The organism is Pseudomonas anguilliseptica (assembly GCF_021375795.1).
GTDB lineage: Bacteria > Pseudomonadota > Gammaproteobacteria > Pseudomonadales > Pseudomonadaceae > Aquipseudomonas > Aquipseudomonas anguilliseptica_A.
In genome coordinates this window covers 409,618-430,961 of the sequence record NZ_JAEIOI010000003.1, presented here as the reverse complement: position 1 = coordinate 430,961, position 21,344 = coordinate 409,618, and the positions used below count along the sequence as shown (strand labels likewise).

23 protein-coding genes are annotated in these 21,344 nt (G+C 59.3%); 11 read left to right on the top strand and 12 right to left on the bottom strand.

Features of this window, described 5'->3' with window-relative positions:
• Window positions 1-134 precede the first annotated feature (134 nt).
• The 6 genes from IOD17_RS13550 to IOD17_RS13525 form a co-directional block, all read right to left on the bottom strand.
• Window positions 135-584 (bottom strand): DUF2846 domain-containing protein, encoded by a 450-nt coding sequence (locus IOD17_RS13550; RefSeq protein WP_233685590.1) that lies wholly within the window; start codon window positions 582-584, stop codon window positions 135-137.
• A gap of 93 nt (window positions 585-677) precedes the next feature.
• Entirely contained in the window at window positions 678-1,001 is a 324-nt protein-coding gene (locus IOD17_RS13545; RefSeq protein ID WP_233685589.1) for a hypothetical protein, read from the bottom strand.
• 98 nt (window positions 1,002-1,099) lie between these two features.
• Complete coding sequence (locus IOD17_RS13540; protein WP_233685588.1) at window positions 1,100-1,903, bottom strand: DUF1413 domain-containing protein; 804 nt, start codon at window positions 1,901-1,903, stop codon at window positions 1,100-1,102.
• 120 nt (window positions 1,904-2,023) lie between these two features.
• A complete protein-coding gene (locus IOD17_RS13535) occupies window positions 2,024-2,572 on the bottom strand; it encodes a hypothetical protein (RefSeq protein WP_233685587.1) in 549 nt (182 codons plus the stop codon).
• Between the two features lie 109 nt (window positions 2,573-2,681).
• Window positions 2,682-3,032 (bottom strand): hypothetical protein, encoded by a 351-nt coding sequence (locus tag IOD17_RS13530; protein WP_233685586.1) that lies wholly within the window; start codon window positions 3,030-3,032, stop codon window positions 2,682-2,684.
• Between the two features lie 156 nt (window positions 3,033-3,188).
• A complete protein-coding gene (locus IOD17_RS13525) occupies window positions 3,189-4,154 on the bottom strand; it encodes a LysR family transcriptional regulator (RefSeq protein ID WP_233685585.1) in 966 nt (321 codons plus the stop codon).
• 159 nt (window positions 4,155-4,313) lie between these two features.
• Between IOD17_RS13525 and IOD17_RS13520 the strand changes: the two genes are divergently transcribed.
• The 4 genes from IOD17_RS13520 to IOD17_RS13505 all read left to right on the top strand — a co-directional run bounded on the left by IOD17_RS13520 (window position 4,314) and on the right by IOD17_RS13505 (window position 7,111).
• Window positions 4,314-5,477 carry an MFS transporter gene (locus IOD17_RS13520; protein ID WP_233685584.1) on the top strand — a complete coding sequence of 388 codons (1,164 nt, stop codon included), beginning with the start codon at window positions 4,314-4,316 and terminating at the stop codon, window positions 5,475-5,477.
• An 84-nt stretch (window positions 5,478-5,561) separates the two neighbouring features.
• A complete protein-coding gene (locus IOD17_RS13515) occupies window positions 5,562-6,131 on the top strand; it encodes a hypothetical protein (protein WP_233685583.1) in 570 nt (189 codons plus the stop codon).
• Window positions 6,124-6,525 carry a hypothetical protein gene (locus IOD17_RS13510; RefSeq protein ID WP_233685582.1) on the top strand — a complete coding sequence of 134 codons (402 nt, stop codon included), beginning with the start codon at window positions 6,124-6,126 and terminating at the stop codon, window positions 6,523-6,525. Before IOD17_RS13515 ends, IOD17_RS13510 begins: the two co-directional genes overlap by 8 nt.
• Window positions 6,518-7,111, top strand: coding sequence for an SCO family protein (locus IOD17_RS13505; protein ID WP_233685581.1), 594 nt, complete (start codon window positions 6,518-6,520; stop codon window positions 7,109-7,111). Before IOD17_RS13510 ends, IOD17_RS13505 begins: the two co-directional genes overlap by 8 nt.
• A gap of 99 nt (window positions 7,112-7,210) precedes the next feature.
• On the opposite strand, the gene IOD17_RS13500 is transcribed toward IOD17_RS13505, so the two are convergent.
• Both IOD17_RS13500 and IOD17_RS13495 read right to left on the bottom strand, forming a co-directional pair.
• Window positions 7,211-8,695 (bottom strand): M20 family peptidase, encoded by a 1,485-nt coding sequence (locus tag IOD17_RS13500; RefSeq protein WP_233685580.1) that lies wholly within the window; start codon window positions 8,693-8,695, stop codon window positions 7,211-7,213.
• 16 nt (window positions 8,696-8,711) lie between these two features.
• Complete coding sequence (locus tag IOD17_RS13495; RefSeq protein WP_233685579.1) at window positions 8,712-11,087, bottom strand: penicillin acylase family protein; 2,376 nt, start codon at window positions 11,085-11,087, stop codon at window positions 8,712-8,714.
• Between the two features lie 115 nt (window positions 11,088-11,202).
• Here IOD17_RS13495 and IOD17_RS13490 point away from each other — a divergent pair, with 115 nt between their 5' ends.
• Complete coding sequence (locus tag IOD17_RS13490; RefSeq protein ID WP_233685578.1) at window positions 11,203-12,255, top strand: AraC family transcriptional regulator; 1,053 nt, start codon at window positions 11,203-11,205, stop codon at window positions 12,253-12,255.
• Window positions 12,256-12,289: 34 nt separating this feature from the next.
• Complete coding sequence (locus IOD17_RS13485) at window positions 12,290-13,075, top strand: substrate-binding periplasmic protein (RefSeq protein ID WP_233685577.1); 786 nt, start codon at window positions 12,290-12,292, stop codon at window positions 13,073-13,075.
• On the opposite strand, the gene IOD17_RS13480 is transcribed toward IOD17_RS13485, so the two are convergent.
• Complete coding sequence (locus tag IOD17_RS13480; RefSeq protein ID WP_233685576.1) at window positions 13,076-13,684, bottom strand: DUF6436 domain-containing protein; 609 nt, start codon at window positions 13,682-13,684, stop codon at window positions 13,076-13,078.
• Window positions 13,685-13,768: 84 nt separating this feature from the next.
• Between IOD17_RS13480 and IOD17_RS13475 the strand changes: the two genes are divergently transcribed.
• Entirely contained in the window at window positions 13,769-14,701 is a 933-nt protein-coding gene (locus tag IOD17_RS13475; protein ID WP_233685575.1) for an alpha/beta hydrolase, read from the top strand.
• Here the strand turns inward: IOD17_RS13475 and IOD17_RS13470 are convergent, their stop codons facing one another.
• The gene (locus IOD17_RS13470; RefSeq protein WP_233685574.1) at window positions 14,702-15,469 is read right to left on the bottom strand and encodes a hypothetical protein; all 768 of its coding nucleotides are present in this window, start codon (window positions 15,467-15,469) and stop codon (window positions 14,702-14,704) included.
• An 83-nt stretch (window positions 15,470-15,552) separates the two neighbouring features.
• Here IOD17_RS13470 and IOD17_RS13465 point away from each other — a divergent pair, with 83 nt between their 5' ends.
• Window positions 15,553-16,176 carry a 2OG-Fe(II) oxygenase gene (locus IOD17_RS13465; RefSeq protein WP_233685573.1) on the top strand — a complete coding sequence of 208 codons (624 nt, stop codon included), beginning with the start codon at window positions 15,553-15,555 and terminating at the stop codon, window positions 16,174-16,176.
• 6 nt (window positions 16,177-16,182) lie between these two features.
• On the opposite strand, the gene IOD17_RS13460 is transcribed toward IOD17_RS13465, so the two are convergent.
• A complete protein-coding gene (locus IOD17_RS13460; RefSeq protein WP_325175668.1) occupies window positions 16,183-16,740 on the bottom strand; it encodes a DUF6160 family protein in 558 nt (185 codons plus the stop codon).
• A 221-nt stretch (window positions 16,741-16,961) separates the two neighbouring features.
• Here IOD17_RS13460 and IOD17_RS13455 point away from each other — a divergent pair, with 221 nt between their 5' ends.
• On the top strand, window positions 16,962-17,450 hold the full coding sequence (locus tag IOD17_RS13455; RefSeq protein ID WP_233685572.1) for a DUF523 domain-containing protein: 489 nt from the start codon (window positions 16,962-16,964) through the stop codon (window positions 17,448-17,450).
• Window positions 17,451-17,625: 175 nt separating this feature from the next.
• On the opposite strand, the gene serA is transcribed toward IOD17_RS13455, so the two are convergent.
• Entirely contained in the window at window positions 17,626-18,855 is a 1,230-nt protein-coding gene (serA, locus tag IOD17_RS13450) for a phosphoglycerate dehydrogenase (RefSeq protein ID WP_233685571.1), read from the bottom strand.
• Between the two features lie 185 nt (window positions 18,856-19,040).
• Between serA and IOD17_RS13445 the strand changes: the two genes are divergently transcribed.
• Together IOD17_RS13445 and IOD17_RS13440 are read left to right on the top strand one after the other, a co-directional pair.
• A complete protein-coding gene (locus IOD17_RS13445; RefSeq protein ID WP_233685570.1) occupies window positions 19,041-20,435 on the top strand; it encodes an FAD-binding oxidoreductase in 1,395 nt (464 codons plus the stop codon).
• Window positions 20,436-20,595: 160 nt separating this feature from the next.
• Window positions 20,596-21,261 (top strand): fumarylacetoacetate hydrolase family protein, encoded by a 666-nt coding sequence (locus IOD17_RS13440; RefSeq protein WP_233685569.1) that lies wholly within the window; start codon window positions 20,596-20,598, stop codon window positions 21,259-21,261.
• Window positions 21,262-21,344 lie beyond the last annotated feature (83 nt).

Genomic DNA, 21,344 nt, shown 5'->3' with positions numbered 1-21,344 from the left:
AAGTGGTGCGCGGTGCGGGATAGGACTGACGAGCGCGCAGTGCTGCTGGCGCTGACCACCAATTGTGTCGATTGGAGTGCAGGGCTCAGCTTGAAGGGCGGGTGTTAGGCCGCCCCAGTGAGCATTGCTGGACGTTATTTAACGCGACTGCTTATTTTCTCTCCTGTCTCAGCGTCCTCAAGCCATACATCAACTCGATTTAAACCAATATAAGCTGATTTTGCTAAGATTTTTTGTCCGGCGCGCCCCATGAATTCTAAGTCAGCAAACAAAAAATGACTTGGTAGTTTGTATTCAAGTTGTATTGTGTATTTTCCAGGTTTTAATAGTGCTTTCTGAGGGGAGTCATTTCTGTAGTAGTATGTTGAAAACGGGATGTCGCCTACTTTCTTTCCATTTATTCTTATGATGTTTAGATTTGCTTCTAAACTTAGAAGCGATCTGTTCTTTCTTTCAGCATAGGTGTCTGTTTCCAGAGTCACATATTTTGATTCATCAATAAAATCAGATTCAATGTTGCTATATGCTGGCATTTCGGCACAGCCAGACATAAGTGCTGCAATAAATATTGTTGCTTTCTTCATGCGGTTTAACGATTCCCTATGACTTATAACGTTTGGTTAAGGGGCCGGCTTTAGCCGGTCCCAGTGAGCGAAGCGAACGTTTTGAACCAATTGTTAGGCTTTATCCTGTTTCTTTCTTTTTTTGTCGTAAAGTTTGGCAATGGCATGAACTACATAAGCTCCTGCCGCAAAAATTCCTAATGCAGGTGCTATAGCTACAATTAATGGCGGGGCGACAAAAAAGGCTAAAATTCCGGCTGGGGCGAGAAAGTAAAGAGATATAGCTCCAATCGCTGCGGCAACTTTACTGGCTAGAGCTATATCTTCGACAACATCGTGGAGATCGTTTTTCTTATTGTTCGATCTAATTAATGCAAAAAGTCGCTTGAGGACGAAAAGTACAACAAGGCACACAAGTGCTAAGGCTAGGAGTTGCATTGCGATTTTCCTTGATGCCTAACGTTTGGTTAAGGGGCGGGCTTTAGCCCGTCCCAGTGAGCGAAGCGAACGGTTTGAACCAGTTGTTAGACGTGACGTTAATCTCGCAGGATTTTCTTATATTGCTGTTGATTTCCAGAGTTCTTTCCATTGGTCGTCACTCCGACAAAATCGCCGCGTTCAACTTGCGATCGAAAGCGCTTTCCGAGCGTTTGTCTTGTTGATACAGGAATTTCCGACCATTGATTCTGGCCAAATAGTTCGTTTAGATAGAAAAGGCCAGTCCCGCGTTCATTTAGAGACTTGTTTATAAATGCATCATATTCCTGGAGTTCTTCATCATTCAGACTTTGATCGCTTGGCTTTTCAACTATTTCTCTTGTTATTTCTAGGTTTGTATTTTTTTCTAAAGTCTCAATATGGCTATTCAGGCTTGATACTTGATTGTTTAGGCTGTCAATTTCATCTTGGTATTTCGATTTGATTTGTGCAAGCCGTCGATAAAGTTCTCGCGATTCCTCGACGCTAAGAAGTTTTTGGTCATCTTGCTTCTGCTTTATCTCTCTTAATTCTTTTTGCCTTTTTAAGCTGTGCTCATATACGGGCTTTGCAAATAATGGGTAGGCATAGAGGTAAGCTAGTGCTAGCGCTGCAGGAGCTAAAGCTCCATCTAGAATCTTTCCACTGACCAGTAGGTCAATATTTCCAATTGCAAAGTTATAAGGCTCGAAAAGCAAATTGATTTCGTTGAATTTTTCCGCAGGGGTTTTTAAGCCATCGGAAAATAGCACGACAAAGAAACGATAGTTCCAAGCCGACCACGCCACTATGAAGGCGCCTGTTAGTGGACTTACTGCACGGTCATAGAGATACGCTTTGATTGAGTTGAAAATGTCTTGCATGGGGCATTCCTGATCTGGGTCTGGCGTCTAACGTTTGGTTAAGGGGCCGGCTTTAGCCGGTCCCGAGTGAGCGAAGCGAACGACTTGAACCATTTGTTAGGCTTGGGCTGCACCGGCGAGTTAACGCTTAGTGACTTTGCTAGTTAAGCCTTCCTCTTCCATTTCAGGGAGTTTCTGGATTAGGTCTGATAGTAGATCCACGATTGCATATGCTTTTTGGTGAAGCGCGGCTAGTTCGGTCACGGTGAAGGAAGCAAATTTTTTCCTATGCTTGTTTCCCTCGGGAATGCCGCCAGAGAAATTTGTGCCAAAAATCTCCTCGTCATTGCTCCGTGACCAGCAGAAATGGGCGAATTTATTTCTGGTTGATCTAAGTGGTGTGATCTGATTGTTTATTGCTTGGATTTGTTTAATCTGCTCTTCGTTTACTAGCTTATAGCCATATCGATATCTATGTATTTCGCAGGCTTCTCTGATGGCCTCTTGGCGCTTTGCTCCGGACATATGATCAGTGTAGGTGCGCGCTAAGAAAGCCGGAGTTACCAATAGGCGAGAAAGCAATTCTCCAAGCAGGAACTCAATATTCGACCACTCAACTGTGAGCTTGCCGATAGCTTTGAAGTGCTCGTCGGTGAGTTCTGAATACTGCGATGAGTGGTTTAACGGCATTCTATTTCCTGGCCTAACTATAATTAGACGACATATCCATATCTGCACGCTATTGCCATCTCTGGCAATAAGTATCCAAATCTGGCTATCTCGTATCCATATCTGACCATCAGCTATTGATGATCCGTTCTTGCAGTCCAAGCTCTACTGCTGCTTTGTAACTTAGCAACCATGCCTTTTCTTCAGGCTGCCACTTACCGCCCGCCTGCTTTACCGCCAGTTGCATGTCCTTCTCATGAAAACCTACGCGCACGAATACCAACGCCGTTGCTTGTTTGGGCGTTTGGGCGCGTGTTTTCGGTGCTTTGTGTTTGCGTTCGACGATCAGTTCGACGGTGGTGTAGCTGATCTGTTGTTCGGCGTCGTGACGGTAGCGTACGGCAATCAGGTCGTCGCCGTAGCGTTCGACAAAGCGTTTGGTGCCGTTTTTACCTGGTTTGAGGCTTTTTACAACGTCCATATCGTGCCCCGTTGGCGGCAGTGTCCTGCAGGCAGTTTGCCCTCATCTGTATGGAGGCTCAAGCAGCGGGGCGTGTTGAATCGGGCGAGTGCTATTAGTGCTGACGTCGGGGCAACGCCTAGGAAGAATAGTGGGTTGTCTCTATATGGCCGTTGATTAGAGATGAGGAAACTCAACGAGTGGCGTTAATTTTTCTGCCCATGTGTGATGAGTGTTTTCCCCCAGAGACTCCAGCGCGGCGGTCATAAATTCAGTAAATACTCTGACTTTGGCGGGCAAGTAATCGCGCTTGGGGTAAATCATAAATACGCCATTGTCCGGCTGTGGCGGTCTGTAACAGGGATAAAGCGAGACCAGGGCGCCACTGTCCAAGCCGGGCTTTGCCAGAAAGTGCGGAAGCTGGGCAATGCCCAGGCCATCTGCACACATGTATGCCATGGCCTCGCCATCATCCGTGATATGTCGGCGCTCTAGCTCATAAGCAAGGTATTCGCCGTGTCGGTTCGGCAAGAATATCGGCTGCAGTTGTTGTGTTTCTTTGATGCGAAACCCAATCCAGCTGTGCGTGTGGAAATCATCCGCGTGTTGCGGTGTGCCTTGCGTGTTGAGGTAGTGCGGTGAGGCGCAGACGAGAAAGTCCATTGGGCTGAGCCTTCGGGCTATCAGGCGGCTGTCTTTCACGTAGCCGGTGCGCAGGGCGATATCAATGTCGTTGTCGATGACATCCAGGTGCAGGTCATTGATCTCAAGCTCCAGCTTGATCGCGGGATAACGCTGGCAGAACGCGTGTAACAGGGGGCGGACATAGAGGTGGCCGTAGCAGACCGCCGAGTTGATGCGCAGGGTGCCACAGGGGGAGTCATTCAGGTGCCGCAGTTCGTCCTCGCAGGAGCCGAGGTCTTGGAGCAGCTTGCGTACGGTATCGGCATAGTGTTTTCCCGCCGTGGTGGTACGCAATTGCCGCGTGCTGCGTTGAAACAGTGTGAGTTGCAGTTGAGCTTCCAGGCGGGCAATGGCTTTGCTGACGGTGGAAGGGTCGGTGTCACATACCTTCGCGGCGGCGGCGAAACTGCCGCCATCATGGGTGGCCAGGAATAGTTCTAATAAGCGCAGTTTGTCCATGGGCGAGTAGGCACATGCAGTTTGTCCGTGGGCGGAGCCTAGCATGAGCATTCGTGAATAGTATTCACGACTGATAGGGCAGGCGACCGTATGTTCATCTGGCAAGTACCGCATAAGAATTCAACAGCAGCGGCAGTCAACTCACTTTCATGAGGCGCTATGTTGAATATACGCATCGGTAACTCTCTGTTTACCTACCTGGCCATGGCATTTATTACCATGGCCGGACTTTCCTATATTAATTTTCTGCCGGGTTTGGTTAATGCGCTCGCCGGCGATATTGGCTTCTCTGATGTGGAAGCGGGGCAGATCATTGCGCTCAACGGTTATGGTGGATTGCTCGGCACTACGGCTGCAATCTTTCTGGTGAGCCGAATTCGTTGGCAGCCTGCAGTGTTTATATGTTTGGCAGTGCTGGCATTGATGGATATTGCCAGCGCCCGAATTGATACCTATGAAGCAATGCAGGGCTGGCGCTTTGTGGCCGGTTTATTTGGCGGTTTTAGCCTGGGTATTGCCTTTGCTGTACTGGCTCGTTTGAACAACCCTGACCGGGCTTTTGGCTGTTTGTTGTTTATCCAGTTCAGTGTGGGTGCGCTGGTTATTTATCTGTTGCCACTCCTTGAGAACTTCACCAATGCTCATGCCGTTTTTTATGTGATGGCCGGTTTGGCGTTGTTGAGTTTGTTGTTTGTCCTGCTAGTGGCAAACATCCCGCTCAATAACGCCTCAAGTGAGCCAGGCATCTTGTTCTCCGGTAAGTATCACCATGCCTTTCTACTGCTACTGGCAATCATGCTTTATCAAGTGGCTGCCAGTGCGATCTGGGCTTATGTCGGGCTGATTGGGCTGGCAGCGGGTCTCGCTGCTGAGCCGGTCAGTATCTACATCGCAGCCACTGGGCTGTTAGGCCTGCTCGGTGCGATGGCACCGATGATGATTGGCAAACGCCATGGCCGTTTGCCCTGGTTGCTACTCGGCGTCGCGATCTCGGCAATTGCAGCGTTGCTGCTGATCTTTGCGGCACACCCTGCTCTTTATGTGCTGGCAATGGCGATGTTGTTTATCGCCTGGCCCGCTGTGCAGTCTTACTTGTTGGCTGTGACTGCCGGGCTGGACGCCAGTGGAAAACTGGCAACAACAGCGGCCGTTGTTTCGTTTGCGGGTTTGGCGACAGGTCCACTGCTGGCGTCGGGGCTGCTTGAAAGCGGCAGTTATTTATCCATGCTGATTATTTGTGCCCTGATATTTCTATTGAGCAGCTTTGTTTTGTTTAAGCCGGTGCGCACTCAGGAGATGCGCGAGATTTCAATGGCACGATGATCCTGAGTTCCGCTTGCGTTAATTGCTCGCTTTTAGTGATTCATTTAACGCACAGACAAAATTCAACTCAATGAGGTGTTTGAAGTGATTCGTTATGCACTTAATAAAATGCTGCTGGCGTTTAAACGCCGTTATAACTACGACGTGGGTTATCAGCAGGATATTTTGCAGGCTGACCTGGGTGCGTTTCTGAAGTTTATGGGTTTGCAAACCATGTCTGCGCATGCGGGTAAATTGCCCATGGGGCCGCTGTATGCCGCAAGAGTGCGCGCGATTATCTGGGATGATTGCGGGCCCTGTACGCAGCTGGTGGTCAACATGGCCCTGGAGGCGGGGCTTGATCCCGCACTGGTACGCGCACTGATTGATCGGGATTTGCAGCACCTCCCCGCAGAGCTTGTCTTGGTGGTGCGCTTTACTGAGCAGGTGTTGGCGCACAACCCCGAAGCCGATGAACTGCGTGAGCAGATTCGCGCGCTGTGGGGTGACAAGGGACTGATTGCCATTGGTTTTGCCATCAGCTCATACCGGGTCTATCCCGCGCTGAAATACGCTCTGGGTTACGGCAAGGCCTGTAGCCGGATTCAGGTCAATGAGTCGTTCCTGACGCCTACCCGTGAGCCTGCTTTGGCTGAGGGGGCCGGGGGTGTCTAACGCGCGCAGCACAGTGCTGGCTTCGCTGCTGGGGCTGGCGGCCATGGGCAATGGCGTCTTTATGACATTGGCGCCTGAGACCTGGTACTGGCTGGTGCCCGGTGTGCCGGACCGGGGGCCTTTCAACCAGCACTTCCTGCGCGACATCGGCATGATCTACCTGCTGATCGGTATCGCGTTTATCTACGGTGCGATTTACCTGCGCCACCGCCTGCTGTTGTGGTTGCTGCCGACAGCCTGGTTGGTTGCCCACGCGCTGTTCCACATATGGGAGGTGCTGGTGGGTATCTGTGGGCCTGAATCGCTGCTTGAGGATTTTGCCGGCGTGACATTGCCCGCCTTGCTGGCGGTATGGCTGCTCTACTCAAGCGGCAGGGTGCGGGCCGATGGGTAGGCCGCTACTGGCTCTGTTGCTGCTCGGTTTGGGGCTGCTGTTGGGCGCAGTAGCCGCTTTTGTCGTCCCCCGTCCGGCTGTGCCGCAAGCGATTGAGTGGCTGAGTGCGCCCCGTAGCCTGGCGCCATTCAGGCTTGAGTCTGATCAGGGGGCGTTTACCCATCAGTCTTTGCGGGGGCGCTGGAGCATTGTGTTGTTTGGCTTTATGCACTGCCCGGATATCTGCCCGACAGGGTTGACGCAGATGGCAGGCTTAGCTGCTCGTTTAGCCGAGCTGGGCGATGGCGCTGAGATTGCCTTTGTCTTTGTCTCGGTTGATCCGCAGCGCGACTCGGTGGCTGGGGTGGGGCAGTTTGTCAGGCACTTTGACGCGTCATTTCGTGGCGTGACGGGCAGCGAGGAACAATTGCTTTGGTTTGCCAGCAGGCTGGGTATTCAGTTTGCAGTTTCACCCGAGCCGGATCGCTATACGGTCGCTCATTCGCTGACCTTCTCAATTATTGATCCACAAGGCCGTTTCGCCGGGCGCTTCCGGCCGGGATTTGCTGCGGATCATCTGGCAAGAGAGCTGAGCTTCAGATTCTGAGTGAGCAGCGGGCCTAATAGGTTCCGCTGCTCGTTGGTCTGGCGGCGCTTCTGCGCAGTGTCGCCAGGCGCTATGTGGCGGAGGTGCGCCCACTGGTAGTCAGTCCGCCAGGCTCTGCAACAGCCGATAGTAGAAGCCACTGGCATTGGCCAGCGTATCGATCGCCACGCGCTCGTTGGTGCCGTGCATGCGCGGCAGGTCTTCGCGCTCCATCAGCAGTGGGCTGAAGCGGAAGACGTTGTCGGTGAGCGGCTCGTAGTAACGCGAGTCGGTGCCGCCGACGGTGAGGTTGGGGCTGACCAGGGTGTTGCTAAAGCTCTGGCGGATGACCTCGGCGAACTGCTGATAGGCCTCGCCCCTGACATCGGATACCGCCGAGGGCTCGCGCCCACCGGGCATGACTTTGACCTGAATCTGCTCATCCGCTACGGCATTGCGCACGTGGGCGGCCACGCTGTCGATGCTGTCGCGCGGGTGGATGCGCAGGTTGAGGGTGGCGCGGGCGCTGGGCGGCAGGACGTTTTCCTTGATCCCGGCGCGCAGCAGGGTTGGCGACAGCGAGGTTTGCAGCTGCGCGGCACCGGCTGGCGAGGCGGCCAGTTGTTGTTCCACCAGCGGGCCGAACAGCCAGAGGTTGGCGAAGATCAGCCGGTAGCCGAAAGATTGCGCCGGGGTAAAGCTGGCCAGCAGGTCGCCAGTGGGGCCGTCGAAGCCGCGCTGGAAGGGTGCATCGCCGACCCGTTGCAGGGCCTGGCTCAAGCGGCCGATGGCGGTTTCAGCAAAGGCTGGCGGCTGCGAGGAGTGGCCACCCTGGGCGTTGGCGGTGAGGGTCAGGCTGACGTAGCCCTTTTCTGCGATACCAACCACGGCGACATCCTGGCTGACACCGGGGATCTGTCCGCGCACCACAAAGCCGCCTTCATCGCTGACCCAGGCCAGGCGTTTGCCCTGTTCCTGCAACTGCGCAGCGATGCGCCGGTTGCCCTGGTGCCCGCCGATTTCTTCATCGTGCCCGAAGGCCAGCAGCACATCACATTGTGGTTGGAAGCCCTGGGCGATCAGGGTTTCCACCGCTTCAAGAATCGCCACCATCGAGCCTTTGCTGTCGATGGCGCCACGGCCCCAGACAAAGCCATCGGCAATCGCCCCGGAGAACGGCGGGTGAGTCCACAGTTCTTCGGTGCCGGGTGCGACGGGCACCACGTCCTGGTGCGCCATCAGCAGAACCGCAGGCAATTGGCTGTCCTTGCCCGGCCAGCGCAGCAGGATGCTTGGGCTGCCGGTGGCGAGCGGTTCGGTGTTGGCAGTGATCTGTGGGTAGCGCTGCGCCAGCCACTCACGCAGGCCAGCGAAGGCGGCGTTGCTGGCCGCCAGTTGGCTGGCCGGTGCGCCGACCTGATGCGACAGGGTCGGCAGGCGAATGGCGGCCGCCAGGCTCTCGGCAGCGCGCTGGCCATCCAGCCCTTCAGGCAGGCTAACCGGCTCGCTGTTGAAGGCGGCCGCCGGCAGCAGCAGGGTGCGGCCGACCACCACGGCCACCAGGCCGAGCAGGATGATCAGTAAAAGCAGTAACAGACGTTTCATCGCCGTTCTCCTTGGCTTATGGGTGCAGGATCAGCTGGCTGCGGCTGTTGGCTTTGATCGCCTCGGCATCCAGGTGCATCGGCACGTACTCACCTCGAATATAGCGTTCGGCCTGGTCCTTGTAGTGCTGATCAAACAGCACGCCGCTCTGGCCCACCGGGTTGATGCCCAGGGCGCTGCCGGCATCGGCCAGGTCGATCAGGCGGCGGGTCGAGGGGCCGTACACCACCGACCAGGGCGCCGGGCCGACCGGTTGCGAGAGGTTGTTCGGCGTTTCATGGCCGCCCGGTGCGGCAAACGCACCGACATTGAACAGTTTATCCAGCGGCTTCTGCTGGCCCAGCGGGTGGCTGTGGGTGAGGGTGTGGGCGCTGCCCCAGGCCCATTTCGCGCTGTCGTCACCGAGGGTGCTGCGCAGATGGGCGAGGCTGGCCTGCCAGGCGGCCTTGACGGTGTCGGCGCGGCTTTCCACGGCATCGCTGCCGCGCTTGTCCCACCAGGGCGAGCTGGCATCGGCGGCCAGACGCGGCAAGGCGCTGTCGAGCACGCGGGTTTGCAGCAGGTTGGCGAAGAAGACTTCGCTCAGTTCATCGGCCATGGCTTCGCGCGCCAACTGGTAAACCAGCTGGTTGAACAATGTGGCGGCGGTGTTATCGATCTGATGCTGGCCATCCCAGCTCAGCAGCTGCTCGACCAGCGCCTGCTCTTCGCTGCCAGTGGCGGCAGCCCGCAAGTCAGCGGCCAGCGGCGCGAGCAGGCGTTGCGGGTAGCCGGTGCCGGGCTCCAGTTGCAGGGCCTGGCTGTTGTGCACGTCCCACTTCACGCTGTCGTCGCGCAGGCGTTCGTCCAGGCGCTGGCCGCGATCGGCCAGATTGTAGTAGCCCGGCACTTCCATGCCAGTCGGCGACACGGGCTGGTAGTTGGCGGAGAGGATATAGCCGCGCGCGGGGTTCTCTTCCTGCGGGTTGGCGCTGAACGGGTAGTAACCGTCTTTGTCCGCCTCGCCGTTGCTGCCGTCGAGGATAAAGCTCGGGTTGACCCCGGCCGGGCGGCGCGGCAGTTTCGCCGCCGCCCACCAGCCGATATCGCCCGTGGCATTGGCCCACACCACGTTCAGCCCCGGCGCTTCGATGTGCTCGGCGGCGACGCGGGCTTGCTCCAGCGTGGCGGCGCGGTTGAGCTGATAGAAGCCATCGAGGATCGGATTGTCGGTTTCCAGGAAGGCCCACCACATGGCAATCGGCGTGCTGCCGACGGTTTCACCCAGGGCGCTGTTAATGATCGGACCGTGCGGTGAGCGGCGGATGGTCAGGCGTACCGGCTCGGCATCCTTGACGCTGATCAGCTCTTCGCGGCTTTGCAGCTCGACCCACTGACCGCGATACCAGACCTGATTGGGGTTGTCCGGGTTGGTTTTCTCGGCGATCAGATCAAGGTCGTCGTTCTGGAACATGGTGATGCTCCAGGCAAAGTCGCGGTTATGCCCCAGCGAGGCCACCGGGTTAAGCGCTTGGTGATGGCCGTACAGGCTGAAACCGGGGTAACTCAGGTTGGCTTCGTACCACACCGACGGCACCGCGAAGCGGATATGCGGGTCGCCTGCCAGCAGCGGCTTGCCACTGGCGGTGCGGCTGCCGGAGATCGCCCAGGCGTTGCTGCCCTCGAACTGCGGCAGGCCGGCATCCAGCAGCGCGGCATGGCTCAGCTCGGCGATGGCGTTGAGGTCCTGCCAGTCGCCAGCGGCGAGGTTTTGCCCGACCACGCCCTGCGGGTGCCAGTCGAGGTCAAAGGCCTTGAGGTAATCGGCGCCCAGCTGATCGCGGATATGCGTCAGCACCGGCTCGGTGCGGAAGGCGGCAGCAAAGCTGTAGGCCATATAGCCGGCGACGCTGAGAGTGTCGGCGACATTGAACGGGCGTTTTTCGATGCCCAGCACATCGAACTCGATCGGTGCCGGGTGGCTGGCCTGATACTGGTTCACGCCATCCAGATAAGCCTGCAGCGCTTTGCTGGCCGGGGCATTCATGTCCATCTTCGCGGCGTAGCGGTCGGCGTGTTCGCGGATGCCCAGGGTGCGGAACAGGCGGTCGGTGTCGACCAGCTTGCTGCCGAGCACTTCGGCCAGTTCGCCACGGGCCAGGCGGCGGAGGATTTCCATCTGAAACAGACGGTCCTGGGCATGCACATAACCCAGCGCGCGGTACATATCGGCCTCGTTCTGCGCCTGGATATGCGGCACGCCGCGCTCGTCGTAATCCACCGTGACTGCGGCCTGCAGGTGGCTCAGTTGCAGCTCGCCGTCACGTTGCGGCTGCTTGCTGTCGATGTACCAGTAAGCGCCGGCGGCAGAGGCCGCGACGATCAGGGCCAGAGCAGTCAGGGTGCGTTTCATGGGGTTTTCCTTGTTATAGGTTTTATCAGCCTGACCATTGTGCGCACTGCTGGTTGCGCAGGCATTGACCAAACACGGCAATGATGAAAGTCTTTGGTCAATCCAAGAGGCCGCTATGCAACACGATCCGCACAACAGCATCGCCAGCGCGCTGACCCATTCCTCGACCCTGCGCCGCCTGCTTTATGAGGCCTTGGCCGCGCTGGGGCTGGACCCGACCGACACCTATCGCCAGGCCTATCAGGGCGTGGTGCTGGCGCCGCCGCTGCTCAATGCCCGTGAGGATCACGACAACGCGCCACGTTTCTGGCAGGCGCTGGCCGGCATCAGCGGTGATGACGATATCGGCCTGCACCTGGGCGAGCGGATGCAGCCACGGCCGATGGATGTGGTGGGTTACCTGCTGCTGGCCAGCCGCGACCTGAACCAGGCGCTGGAGAGTTTTGTGCGCTTTCAGCACATCCTTTCCGGCGGGTTTGCCGCGCGCCTGGAGCTGGAGGGCGAGCAGGCGCGGCTGATCTTCGACCTCAATTACCGTGGCGTCGGCTCGTTGCGCCAGCAGATGGAGTGCCTGGCGCTGTTGCTGCAGAAGATGCTCGCCAGCGTCAACGACGGCGGCTTTGCGCTCGACGCTGTGGAGTTTCGTCACCCAGCCCCACGCCGGCTCAGTGAGCATCGCCGGCTGTTCGGCCTGCTGCCGCGTTTTGCCCAGGCGCATGACGCGCTGATCTTCCCGCGCGCCTGGCTCAGCCGGCCCTCGCGCAGTGCCAACCCACGGCTGTTCACGGTGCTTTGGGCGCAGGCCGAGCTGGAGCTGGGGGAGCTGGAGGAGAACCAGCTGCTCAACCGCGTGCGTTACTGGCTGGAGGTCAACCTGGGTGTGCAGCTATGTGACTTGCCGCGCTGCGCCACCGCCCTGGGTTACAGCGTCAGCGGCTTACAGCGGGCGCTGGCCGAACAACAGCAGAGCTTTCGCCAACTGCACGATGAGGTGCGCCGCCAGCGTGCGCAGGCGTTGCTCGACAGCGGCCTGGCCATCCGTGAAGTGGCCCGCGCCTGCGGTTTTGCCGAGCTGTCGCCGTTTTACCGGGCGTTCCGCCGCTGGCAGGGTGCGACGCCGCAGGGCTTTCGCCGACAGTCGGTTGTTGGGATGACGGCGGCAGACTGATCTAGCCTTTCCACACAGGCCAGAGGTAGTGCTTATGTGGCGAGTGATCGTGAGTGGAGTGTGGGTGCTGCTGGGGCTGCCCTGTCTGGCCGCGCAGCCGGTGCAGATCTGCCTGGGCGACAGCAACGAGTGGCCCCCCTACACCTACTGGCAGCGGGTCGATGGCGAGGTGGATCGTAGTCGCTTGACTGGCTCGGCCAGCACCCTGGTGCTGACGGCGCTGGAGCACCTGGGTTTGCAGTATGAGGTGCACTATATGACCTGGGCGCGGGTGCAGCAGGCGTTGGCGGACTTTGCCGAGAAGGGCCGCTGCGAGCTGACCTGGGATGCCAGCTACAACGCCGAGCGTGCCGCCTATGCGCATTACAGCGCGCCGCTGTATGAAACGCGCTTGGGCCTGTTTTATTCCGCCGAGCGCTTTGTCGACGTGCCATTGCCGGCGCTGTTGCAAAACCTGCAGCCCTTCCGGGTGTGCGGAGTGATTGGCTACAACTATCAGCCCTATGGCGTGGGCGAGGCGATCAAGCGCTTCCCAAGCATCCAGCAGAATCTGGACATGCTGCAGCGTCAGCGTTGCGACTTTTTTCCCAGTGAGATCGAGCCGCTGTATGGCGGCTTGGCGCTGGGCATCTATCAGGGGCATGAGCAGTTGCGTCATCTGCCGTTGACGGCCAGCAAGGCGTTCTTCCTGTTGGTTAGCAAGGGCTCGCCGCGTGGCGATCAGTTGATCACACAGTTTGATCAGCAGTTCAGGCAGTTGCAGACCACTGGTGAGGCGCAGCAGATCTTTCAGCGCTTTTTGCCGGATGGCCTGAAATAGTCAATGACTCTGCCAGTCGCAGAAACAACCCACCGCCAGGGTATTACTGGCGTTGACCGGGCGTTCGGCAATCAGCGCCTCCAGAATCGGCTCGATAAAGCTGTTGCTGGAGGTGCACACGGCGCCTTCACTGTAGGGGCCGAAGTAGGCCAGCTGACCCTGGCGATCCCAGATCGCCACCGCCGGGCTGGCGGGAATCTGCGCACTGCCCGTCAGCTCAGGCAGTGGTTGCAGGGCACTCAGGGTGCTGGGCAGTTGGCCGCTGCTGCCAGGTTTTTGTACGGCATAAAAGCGCACGTCCTGGGGGCTGAAACGTTCGATCAGCTCGGCCAGGTGTTGCTGGTTGCCGACATTGCACGGGCAGGCGGGGTCCCAGAAGTGCACCAGACGGATCGGCCTGGGGCCGGCCAGCTCATCCGGCAAGCGCAGCTGCTCGCCGTAGAACAGCGCTGTCTGCTCACTAAAGCTGCGCAGGTAGCGCGCTTCATACCACCAGTAGGCGGCCAGCATGGCGGCGGCCCAGAGCAGAATCAGCAGGCTGGCGAGCAGGGTCTTGCGCGTGGGTCGAGTCATGATGAGTTTTCGCTGAACAGGCGCGCAGCTTGCCATGACTGGCGCGACAGCAGAATATCCGCAACCTGATGACGTCGGCCCGGATGGCCGGAACTTCCCCGCATGAATGATGGAAAGCCAATGCCTGAGCCGTTTCAGCCGGAAAACCTGCTTGCCAGTCTGCGACCCTTGGCCGCAGCCGTTGACCTGTCTGCGGGCGAGCAGGCTTACCGGCAGTTCTACGGTTTCAGCGACACTTGGGCGGCACGCAGCCGTATGGGCACGCTGCAGGTGGCGGGCTATCAGATCGCCGTACAGGCCTGGTGGCCGGAGCAGCCGCGCGCCACGCTGGTGCTGCTGCATGGCTATTACGATCACGTTGGCCTGTATCGCCATGTAATCCAGTGGGCGCTGGGTATGGGCTTTGCGGTGCTGGCTTTCGACCTGCCTGGGCACGGCCTGTCCAGCGGTGCGCGCGCCAGCATCGGCGCGTTCAGCGAGTATCAAGCGGTGTTGCAGGCGGTATTGGCTGAAGCGGCTGCGCTAGCGCTGCCGCAGCCTTGGCACCTGTGCGGGCAAAGCACCGGCGGGGCGATTCTGATCGACTACCTGCTGACCGGCAGCCCAGGCGCGGCAATCGGTGAAACCATCCTGCTGGCGCCGCTGGTGCGGCCGCGTGCGTGGGGCTGGTCGCAGTTCAGTTACCGCATCATGAAGCGCTTTGTCAGCGAGATTCCCCGGCGTTTCAGCGTCAATTCCAGCGATGCCGAGTTTATCGACTTCGTTCATCACCAGGACCCGTTGCAGCCGCGCAACCTGCCAACCGCCTGGGTGGGTGCGCTCAGCGAGTGGGTGCCGCATATCGAAGCCGCGCCACGCAGTACACGCAGTCCGTTGATCATTCAGGGGGAGGCCGATATGACGGTGGCCTGGCGCTACAACCTGCGGGTGCTGCAGGATAAGTTCGCCGCCCCGCAGATTCTGCGTCTGCCCGAGGCGCGGCACCACCTGGCCAACGAAACGCCGGCCTTGCGCCAGCGCTATTTCGAGTTTCTCAGCCAGCGGTTGAGCTAATCAGATACCGCGTGGCGCCGGAGCCAGGCTGGCGCTGCTCTGACCAACCGCCAGGCCGCTGCGGATGGCTGCTAGCGCTGCCTGGTAGTAGCTCTTGCCGCTTTCTGACTGGGCAAAGCTGACAAACTCTTCCAGCTCCGGATCACTCAGCTCGCGGTAGACGTGCAGCAGGGTGTTATCCAGATCCGCACCGATCTGCTCCATCAAGCGCTGGCGCTGGCCATTGAGCATGGCCTGGGCGCTGTCGCCACCGAGCAGGCCGGGGAGCATCTGGCTGAGGCTGTCGGCGGCGACACCGGCCAGCGCCAGGCTGACTTCCGCACCGGCTTCTTTGGCCGGCAACGCCTGGGCCAGGTGGCGAATCAGCAGGCGGCGGGTGGCGCTGGCTTCACTGCGTGGCAGGCCGTTGGCATAGCGGGCCAGTTGATCACTGCGCGTCGCGAGCAGCTCGGCATCGACAATCTTGCGCCCCAGTGGCGACTGGAAGAACTGCAACGCGCTGGCCGGGTTGCCGAGGTTATCGCGCAGGCCCTGTTGCGCACGTTGATCCACTGCTGCAGCGGCAAAACGCTGGTTGCTGTTGTTTACCAGCGCCTGATACACCGCCGGCGGCAGGCTGCTGCGGTAGCGTTCCTGGGCGGCCTGCAGGGCGTCGCTGAAGTGCATGCGCTGTTGCGGCCAGCCGGCCGCCTGATACAGCTGCAGGTAATCGTCAGCCAGGGCGGGCAGGCTAAGCAGCAGGGTCAGTACAACGGAAAGGGCGCGCATAGGGACTCCATTCAGGGGCGGCTATTTTCTGCGGCATGCTGACGCTTGTCGAGGCTCGGCAGGGCGCTGGTAGAATCGCCGGCATGACGACCGATACCCACAGCGCACTTCTGACTCGCATCGTTGACGACCTGGCCGAACAGGGTTGGTCGCTACAGCCGCAGTTTATTGCTTCCTTTCTGACCCTCGAACTGGCCGAAGAGTGCCGTAAACGTGCCGCAGAAGGTGCATTGGCGCCCGCCGGCGTCGGGCGTGGCGCGCAGCAGCAGGTGCGCGAAGGGGTGCGCGGTGACCATATTCAGTGGCTGGAGGCGGGTCAGGCCGAGGCCTGTGATCGGTACCTACAGGTATTTGATGAGCTGCGGCTGGCGCTGAATCAGGGCCTGTACCTGGGGCTGGAGGATTTCGAGGGGCACTTTGCCCTGTATCCGCCGGGGGCGTTCTATCAGAAGCATGTAGACCGTTTTCGCGACGATGATCGTCGCGCAGTGTCGGCGGTGTTCTATCTCAATGAAGATTGGCAGGCCGAGCAGGGCGGCGCGCTGCGTTTGTATCTGCCGACTGGCGAGACCCGTGATGTGTTGCCGCAGGCGGGCAGCCTGCTGCTGTTTCTATCCGCCGACATGCCCCATGAGGTCTTGCCGGCCAACCGTGATCGACTGTCGCTGACCGGCTGGTTTCGTCGCCGGGGGAATGGGCCGCTGTAACGCTACTCAGTGGCCCCAGACCTTAAAGGTGCCACGCAGATCGGTGATATCGCGCATCTCGATGCTGCCCAGGCGGCTTTCGCCCACATACATATCGGCGGCGAGGCGTACGCGAATGCGCTGCGCCGGGATGCCGCTGGCCACCAACTGTTCGTTGATGGTGGTGAGGTCGGGCAGGGTCAGTTGCAGTTGCTGCTGACCGCTGCCATTGGTCACCACATCGATCTTCAGCGTGGGCAGGTTGACGCCGAAGATCGGCAGGGTCAGGCCCAGTTGCGCGGCACCGAAGGCGAAGCTGCCGCCAGAGCCATTCGGGCAGCTGGCGGGGGTGATGCAGCCATTGTCGATTTTCACGTTGCGCAGTGATGCACTGCCGCCATCGTCATTCCAGCTGATCCGGTTGATCGTCGCCAGCACGTCGGCACGGATGCTGATGCCGGCCTGACCGCTGATCTCGCTCAGGCTCTGGTTGTCCATCGGCAGCAGGGCCGCCTGGCTTGGCAGGGTGCAGACCGCAAGGCTGGCGGCGAGTGACAGGGCAAGGGTGCGAAGTGGGCGATGCATGGAGGTGTCCTCGACTAGAGTGCCGAGAGTCTGTGCCGGGCCTGGCGCGCGCGCCATCGGGCCGCGTTGCTTCCCGCCGAAGGATAGGCCGGCACCGTGCGCGAAGTGGCTGCCCTGCGTGATGTGCTTGGCAATTTGCTGGGTGGCCCGTCCCTTTGATCGGCGGCCAGACCAGGCGGTAACCTGGCCGTGTTACGGCAAGTGACCAATGAGTGTGAGTGATGCAGAAGATTCTGGTGAGCCGCTGCCTGCTGGGCCAGCGCGTGCGTTATGACGGCGGCGCCCATGGCCCGTTCAACCTGCTGGAGCGTTGGCAGCGGGAAGGCCGCATTGTGCCGCTGTGCCCGGAAGTGGCTGGCGGCCTGCCGACGCCGCGTGCGCCGGCGGAAATTGCCGGTGGCCAAGGCGCGCAGGTACTCGATGGACTGCTACCAGTGCTGACGGTGGAGGGCGAGGATGTCACGGCGGCTTTTGTTGATGGTGCTCAGCAGGCTCTGGCCCTGGTGGCGCAGCATGGCATCCGTATCGCTGTGCTCAAGGCGCGCAGTCCCTCATGCGGTAGCCGGGAGACTTATGACGGCAGCTTCAGTGGCACCAAAGTCACCGGTGAAGGAGTGACCGCAGCGGCTTTGCGCCGCGCTGGGGTGCAGGTGTTTAGCGAAGAAGAGCTGCCGGCTGCCGAGGCCGCGCTACGCGAATTAGAAGCCTGATCCGCCTGTGGGAGGGGCTTTCGGCTTTGGCATCTTGCTTCGCACTACCTCCTGCATCCATGCAGTCGTAGCCGCGATAGCTGTTGTAGAAGTCGCCGCTAAAGCGCCTCCCACAGGGGGCTGCATTGCCATAAAAAAGGGAGGCCGAGCCTCCCTTTTTCGTACGCGGCAGCGCTTAGAACAAGACGCGGCTACGGATGGTGCCTTTAACGTGCTGCAGCTTCTCCAGCGCCAGGTCGGAGTACTCGGCATCGACGTCGATGACCACGTAGCCGACCTTGTCGTTGGTCTGCAGGAACTGGCCAGAGATGTTGATGCCGTTTTCGGCGAACACGTTGTTGATCTCGCTCATCACGCCTGGGATGTTGGCGTGGATGTGCAGCAGGCGATGCTTGCCCGGATGCGCCGGCAGGGCCACTTCCGGGAAGTTGACCGAAGACACCGAGGTGCCGTTGTCGCTGTACTTGACCAGCTTCTCGGCTACTTCCAGGCCGATGTTGGCCTGCGCTTCGGCGGTGGAACCACCGATGTGCGGGGTGAGGATCACGCGATCCAGGCCGCGCAGCGGGCTTTCGAACTCTTCGTCGTTGGACTTCGGCTCGACCGGGAACACGTCGATGGCGGCGCCGATCAGGTGCTCGTCCTTGATCGCGGCGGCCAGGTGCTCCAGTTCAACCACGGTGCCGCGTGCGGCGTTGATCAGGATGCCGCCTTTTTTCATCGCGCGGATTTCCTTTTCACCGATCATCCACTGGGTGGACGGCAGCTCAGGTACGTGCAGCGACACGATGTCGCACATGCCCAGCAGGTCATGCAGCTTGGCGATCTGGGTGGCGTTGCCCAGCGGCAGCTTGGTCACGGTGTCGTAGAAGAACACCTGCATGCCCATGGCTTCGGCGAGTACCGAGAGCTGGGTGCCGATCGAGCCATAACCGACGATACCCAGCTTCTTGCCGCGGATTTCGAAGGAGTTGGCCGCCGATTTGATCCAGCCACCACGGTGGCAGGAGGCATTCTTCTCGGGGATGCCGCGCAGCAGCAGGATGGCCTGGGCCAGTACCAGCTCGGCTACCGAGCGGGTGTTCGAATACGGTGCGTTGAATACGGCGATACCGCGCTCGCGTGCGGCTTCGAGGTCAACCTGGTTGGTGCCGATGCAGAAGCAGCCCACAGCCACCAGGCGCTTGGCGCAGTCAAAGACTTCGGCGGTCAGCTGGGTGCGCGAACGGATACCGATAAAGTGCGCGTCGGCGATCTTTTCTTTCAGTTCGTCGTCGGAGAGTGCGCCCTTGAGGTACTCGATGTTGGTGTAACCAGCGGCCTTCAGGGTGTCCACTGCATTCTGGTGGACGCCTTCAAGAAGAAGGAACTTGATCTTGCTCTTGTCGAGAGAGGTCTTGCTCATCGGAGTACCTGTTGTCCCACAAATAGTGTCAGGGAAGAGGCCGAGCGCCGCCGGCCGCAGCCCGCAGATCGGCGCGGGGGCACGATTCACGGGGTGCGTATGCTAGCATACGAGCCCCGCGAAACACCTACCCTGGCAGATGAAGCGTGCTCAGGGTGACCATGAATCGTTTGAGAGTTCCGTAGATGACCAACCCTGCGCTGATCGAAGAGCTGAAGACCCTGGTTGAGCCCGGCAAAGTGCTCACCGATGCCGATTCCCTCAACGCCTACGGCAAGGACTGGACCAAGCACTTCGCCCCAGCGCCGCTGGCGATTGCCTTCCCCAAGAGCATCGAGCAGGTCCAGGCCATCGTCCGCTGGGCCAATCAGCACAAGGTGGCGCTGGTGCCGTCGGGCGGCCGCACCGGCTTGTCCGCTGGCGCCGTGGCGGCCAATGGTGAAGTGGTCGTGGCCTTCGACTACATGAACCAGATTCTCGACTTCAACGAATTCGACCGCACCGCCGTGTGTCAGCCGGGCGTGGTGACCAAGCAGCTGCAGATGTTCGCCGAGGACAAAGGGCTGTACTACCCGGTGGACTTCGCTTCTGCTGGCTCCAGCCAGATTGGCGGCAATATCGGCACCAATGCCGGCGGCATCAAGGTGATTCGCTACGGCATGACCCGCAACTGGGTGGCTGGTTTGAAGGTCGTCACCGGCACTGGCGAGCTGCTGGAGCTGAACAAGGACCTGATCAAGAACGCCACCGGCTACGACATGCGTCAGCTGTTTATCGGCGCCGAAGGCACCCTCGGTTTTGTCGTCGAGGCCACCATGCGTCTGGATCGTGCACCGAAGAACCTCACCGCCATGGTCCTCGGTACCCCGGACTTCGACTCGATCATGCCGGTGCTGCACGCTTTCCAGAACAAGCTGGATTTGACTGCTTTCGAATTCTTCTCGGACAAGGCCCTGGCCAAGATCATGGCCCGTGGCGACGTGCCGCCGGCCTTCGAAACCGATTGCCCGTTCTACGCCCTGCTGGAATTCGAAGCCACCACCGAGGAAGTCGCCGAAGCGGCTCTGGCCACCTTCGAACATTGCGTCGAGCAGGGCTGGGTGCTGGACGGCGTGATGAGCCAGAGCGAGCAGCAGCTGCAAAACCTGTGGAAGCTGCGCGAGTACATCTCCGAGACCATCAGCCACTGGACGCCGTACAAGAACGATATTTCGGTCACCGTCTCCAAGGTGCCGGCCTTCCTGCATGACATCGACCGCATCGTCGGCGAACACTACCCGGACTTTGAAATCGTCTGGTTCGGCCATATTGGCGACGGCAACCTGCACCTGAATATCCTCAAGCCCGAGAACCTGTCCAAGGACGAGTTCTTCGCCAAGTGCGCCACCGTCAACAAGTGGGTGTTCGAGACCGTGCAGAAGTACAACGGCTCGATCAGCGCCGAGCACGGCGTGGGCATGACCAAACGCGATTACCTGACCTATAGCCGCTCGGAAGCGGAGATTGGCTATATGAAGGCGATCAAGAGCGTGTTCGACCCGAATGGCATCATGAACCCGGGCAAGATCTTTTCGCTCTGATGGCGTGGCGGCTGTTGCCTGCGCCTTTGGTCGAAACGACATCCCGTGAAGGCTCGTCCACCATGGGCGATCAACGATTCAGAGCGTAGGGTGGGGTTACCGCTCTACGCCGTCTGCTCGCACAACGAGCGGCGTTATGCATTCCCATCAGGAGTTGCTTATGAGCTACCAGCATCAGTATGTCGATGGCGCCCATATCCACTTTCCCATGGGCAAGGTGGTGTGCATTGGCCGTAACTACGCCGAGCATGCCAAGGAGCTGAACAATCCGGTGCCGACCGAGCCGCTGCTGTTTATCAAGACCGGCAGCTGTGTGGTACCGCTGGATGACGGCTTCACCCTGGTCGAGGGTAAGGGCGATGTGCATTACGAAGCGGAAATCGCCGTGCTGATCGGCAAGCCGCTGTCGCGCACGCCGAACGCTGAAGAAGTACGTGATGCCATTTCCGGCTTCGCGCCGGCGTTGGACCTGACCCTGCGCGACCTGCAGGCCACGCTCAAGGCCAAGGGCTATCCCTGGGAAACCGCCAAGTCCTTCGACGGTGCCTGTGTGCTGGCGCCTTTTGTACCGGGCGATGCAGTCGAAGACCTCAGCGATATCGGCATCCGCTTGGCGATCAACGGTGAGGTGCGTCAGGACGGCAATAGTCGCGACATGCTTAACCCTATCCTGCCGATGATTCAGCACATCTGCGGCCACTTCAGCCTGCAACCGGGTGATGTGATTCTCACTGGTACGCCGGTGGGCGTTGGCCCTCTGCACAAGGGTGATGAGCTGGTGCTGGAGCTGGTCGGGCATAGTCGCTTCACCAGCCGCGCCCTTTAATCCGCAGCCTACTTTGGAGAGGCACCTGGAGGTGCCTCTGGTCTGGCGGCTTAACAGAAACTTAAGCGTTGCTCTCTAGTCTG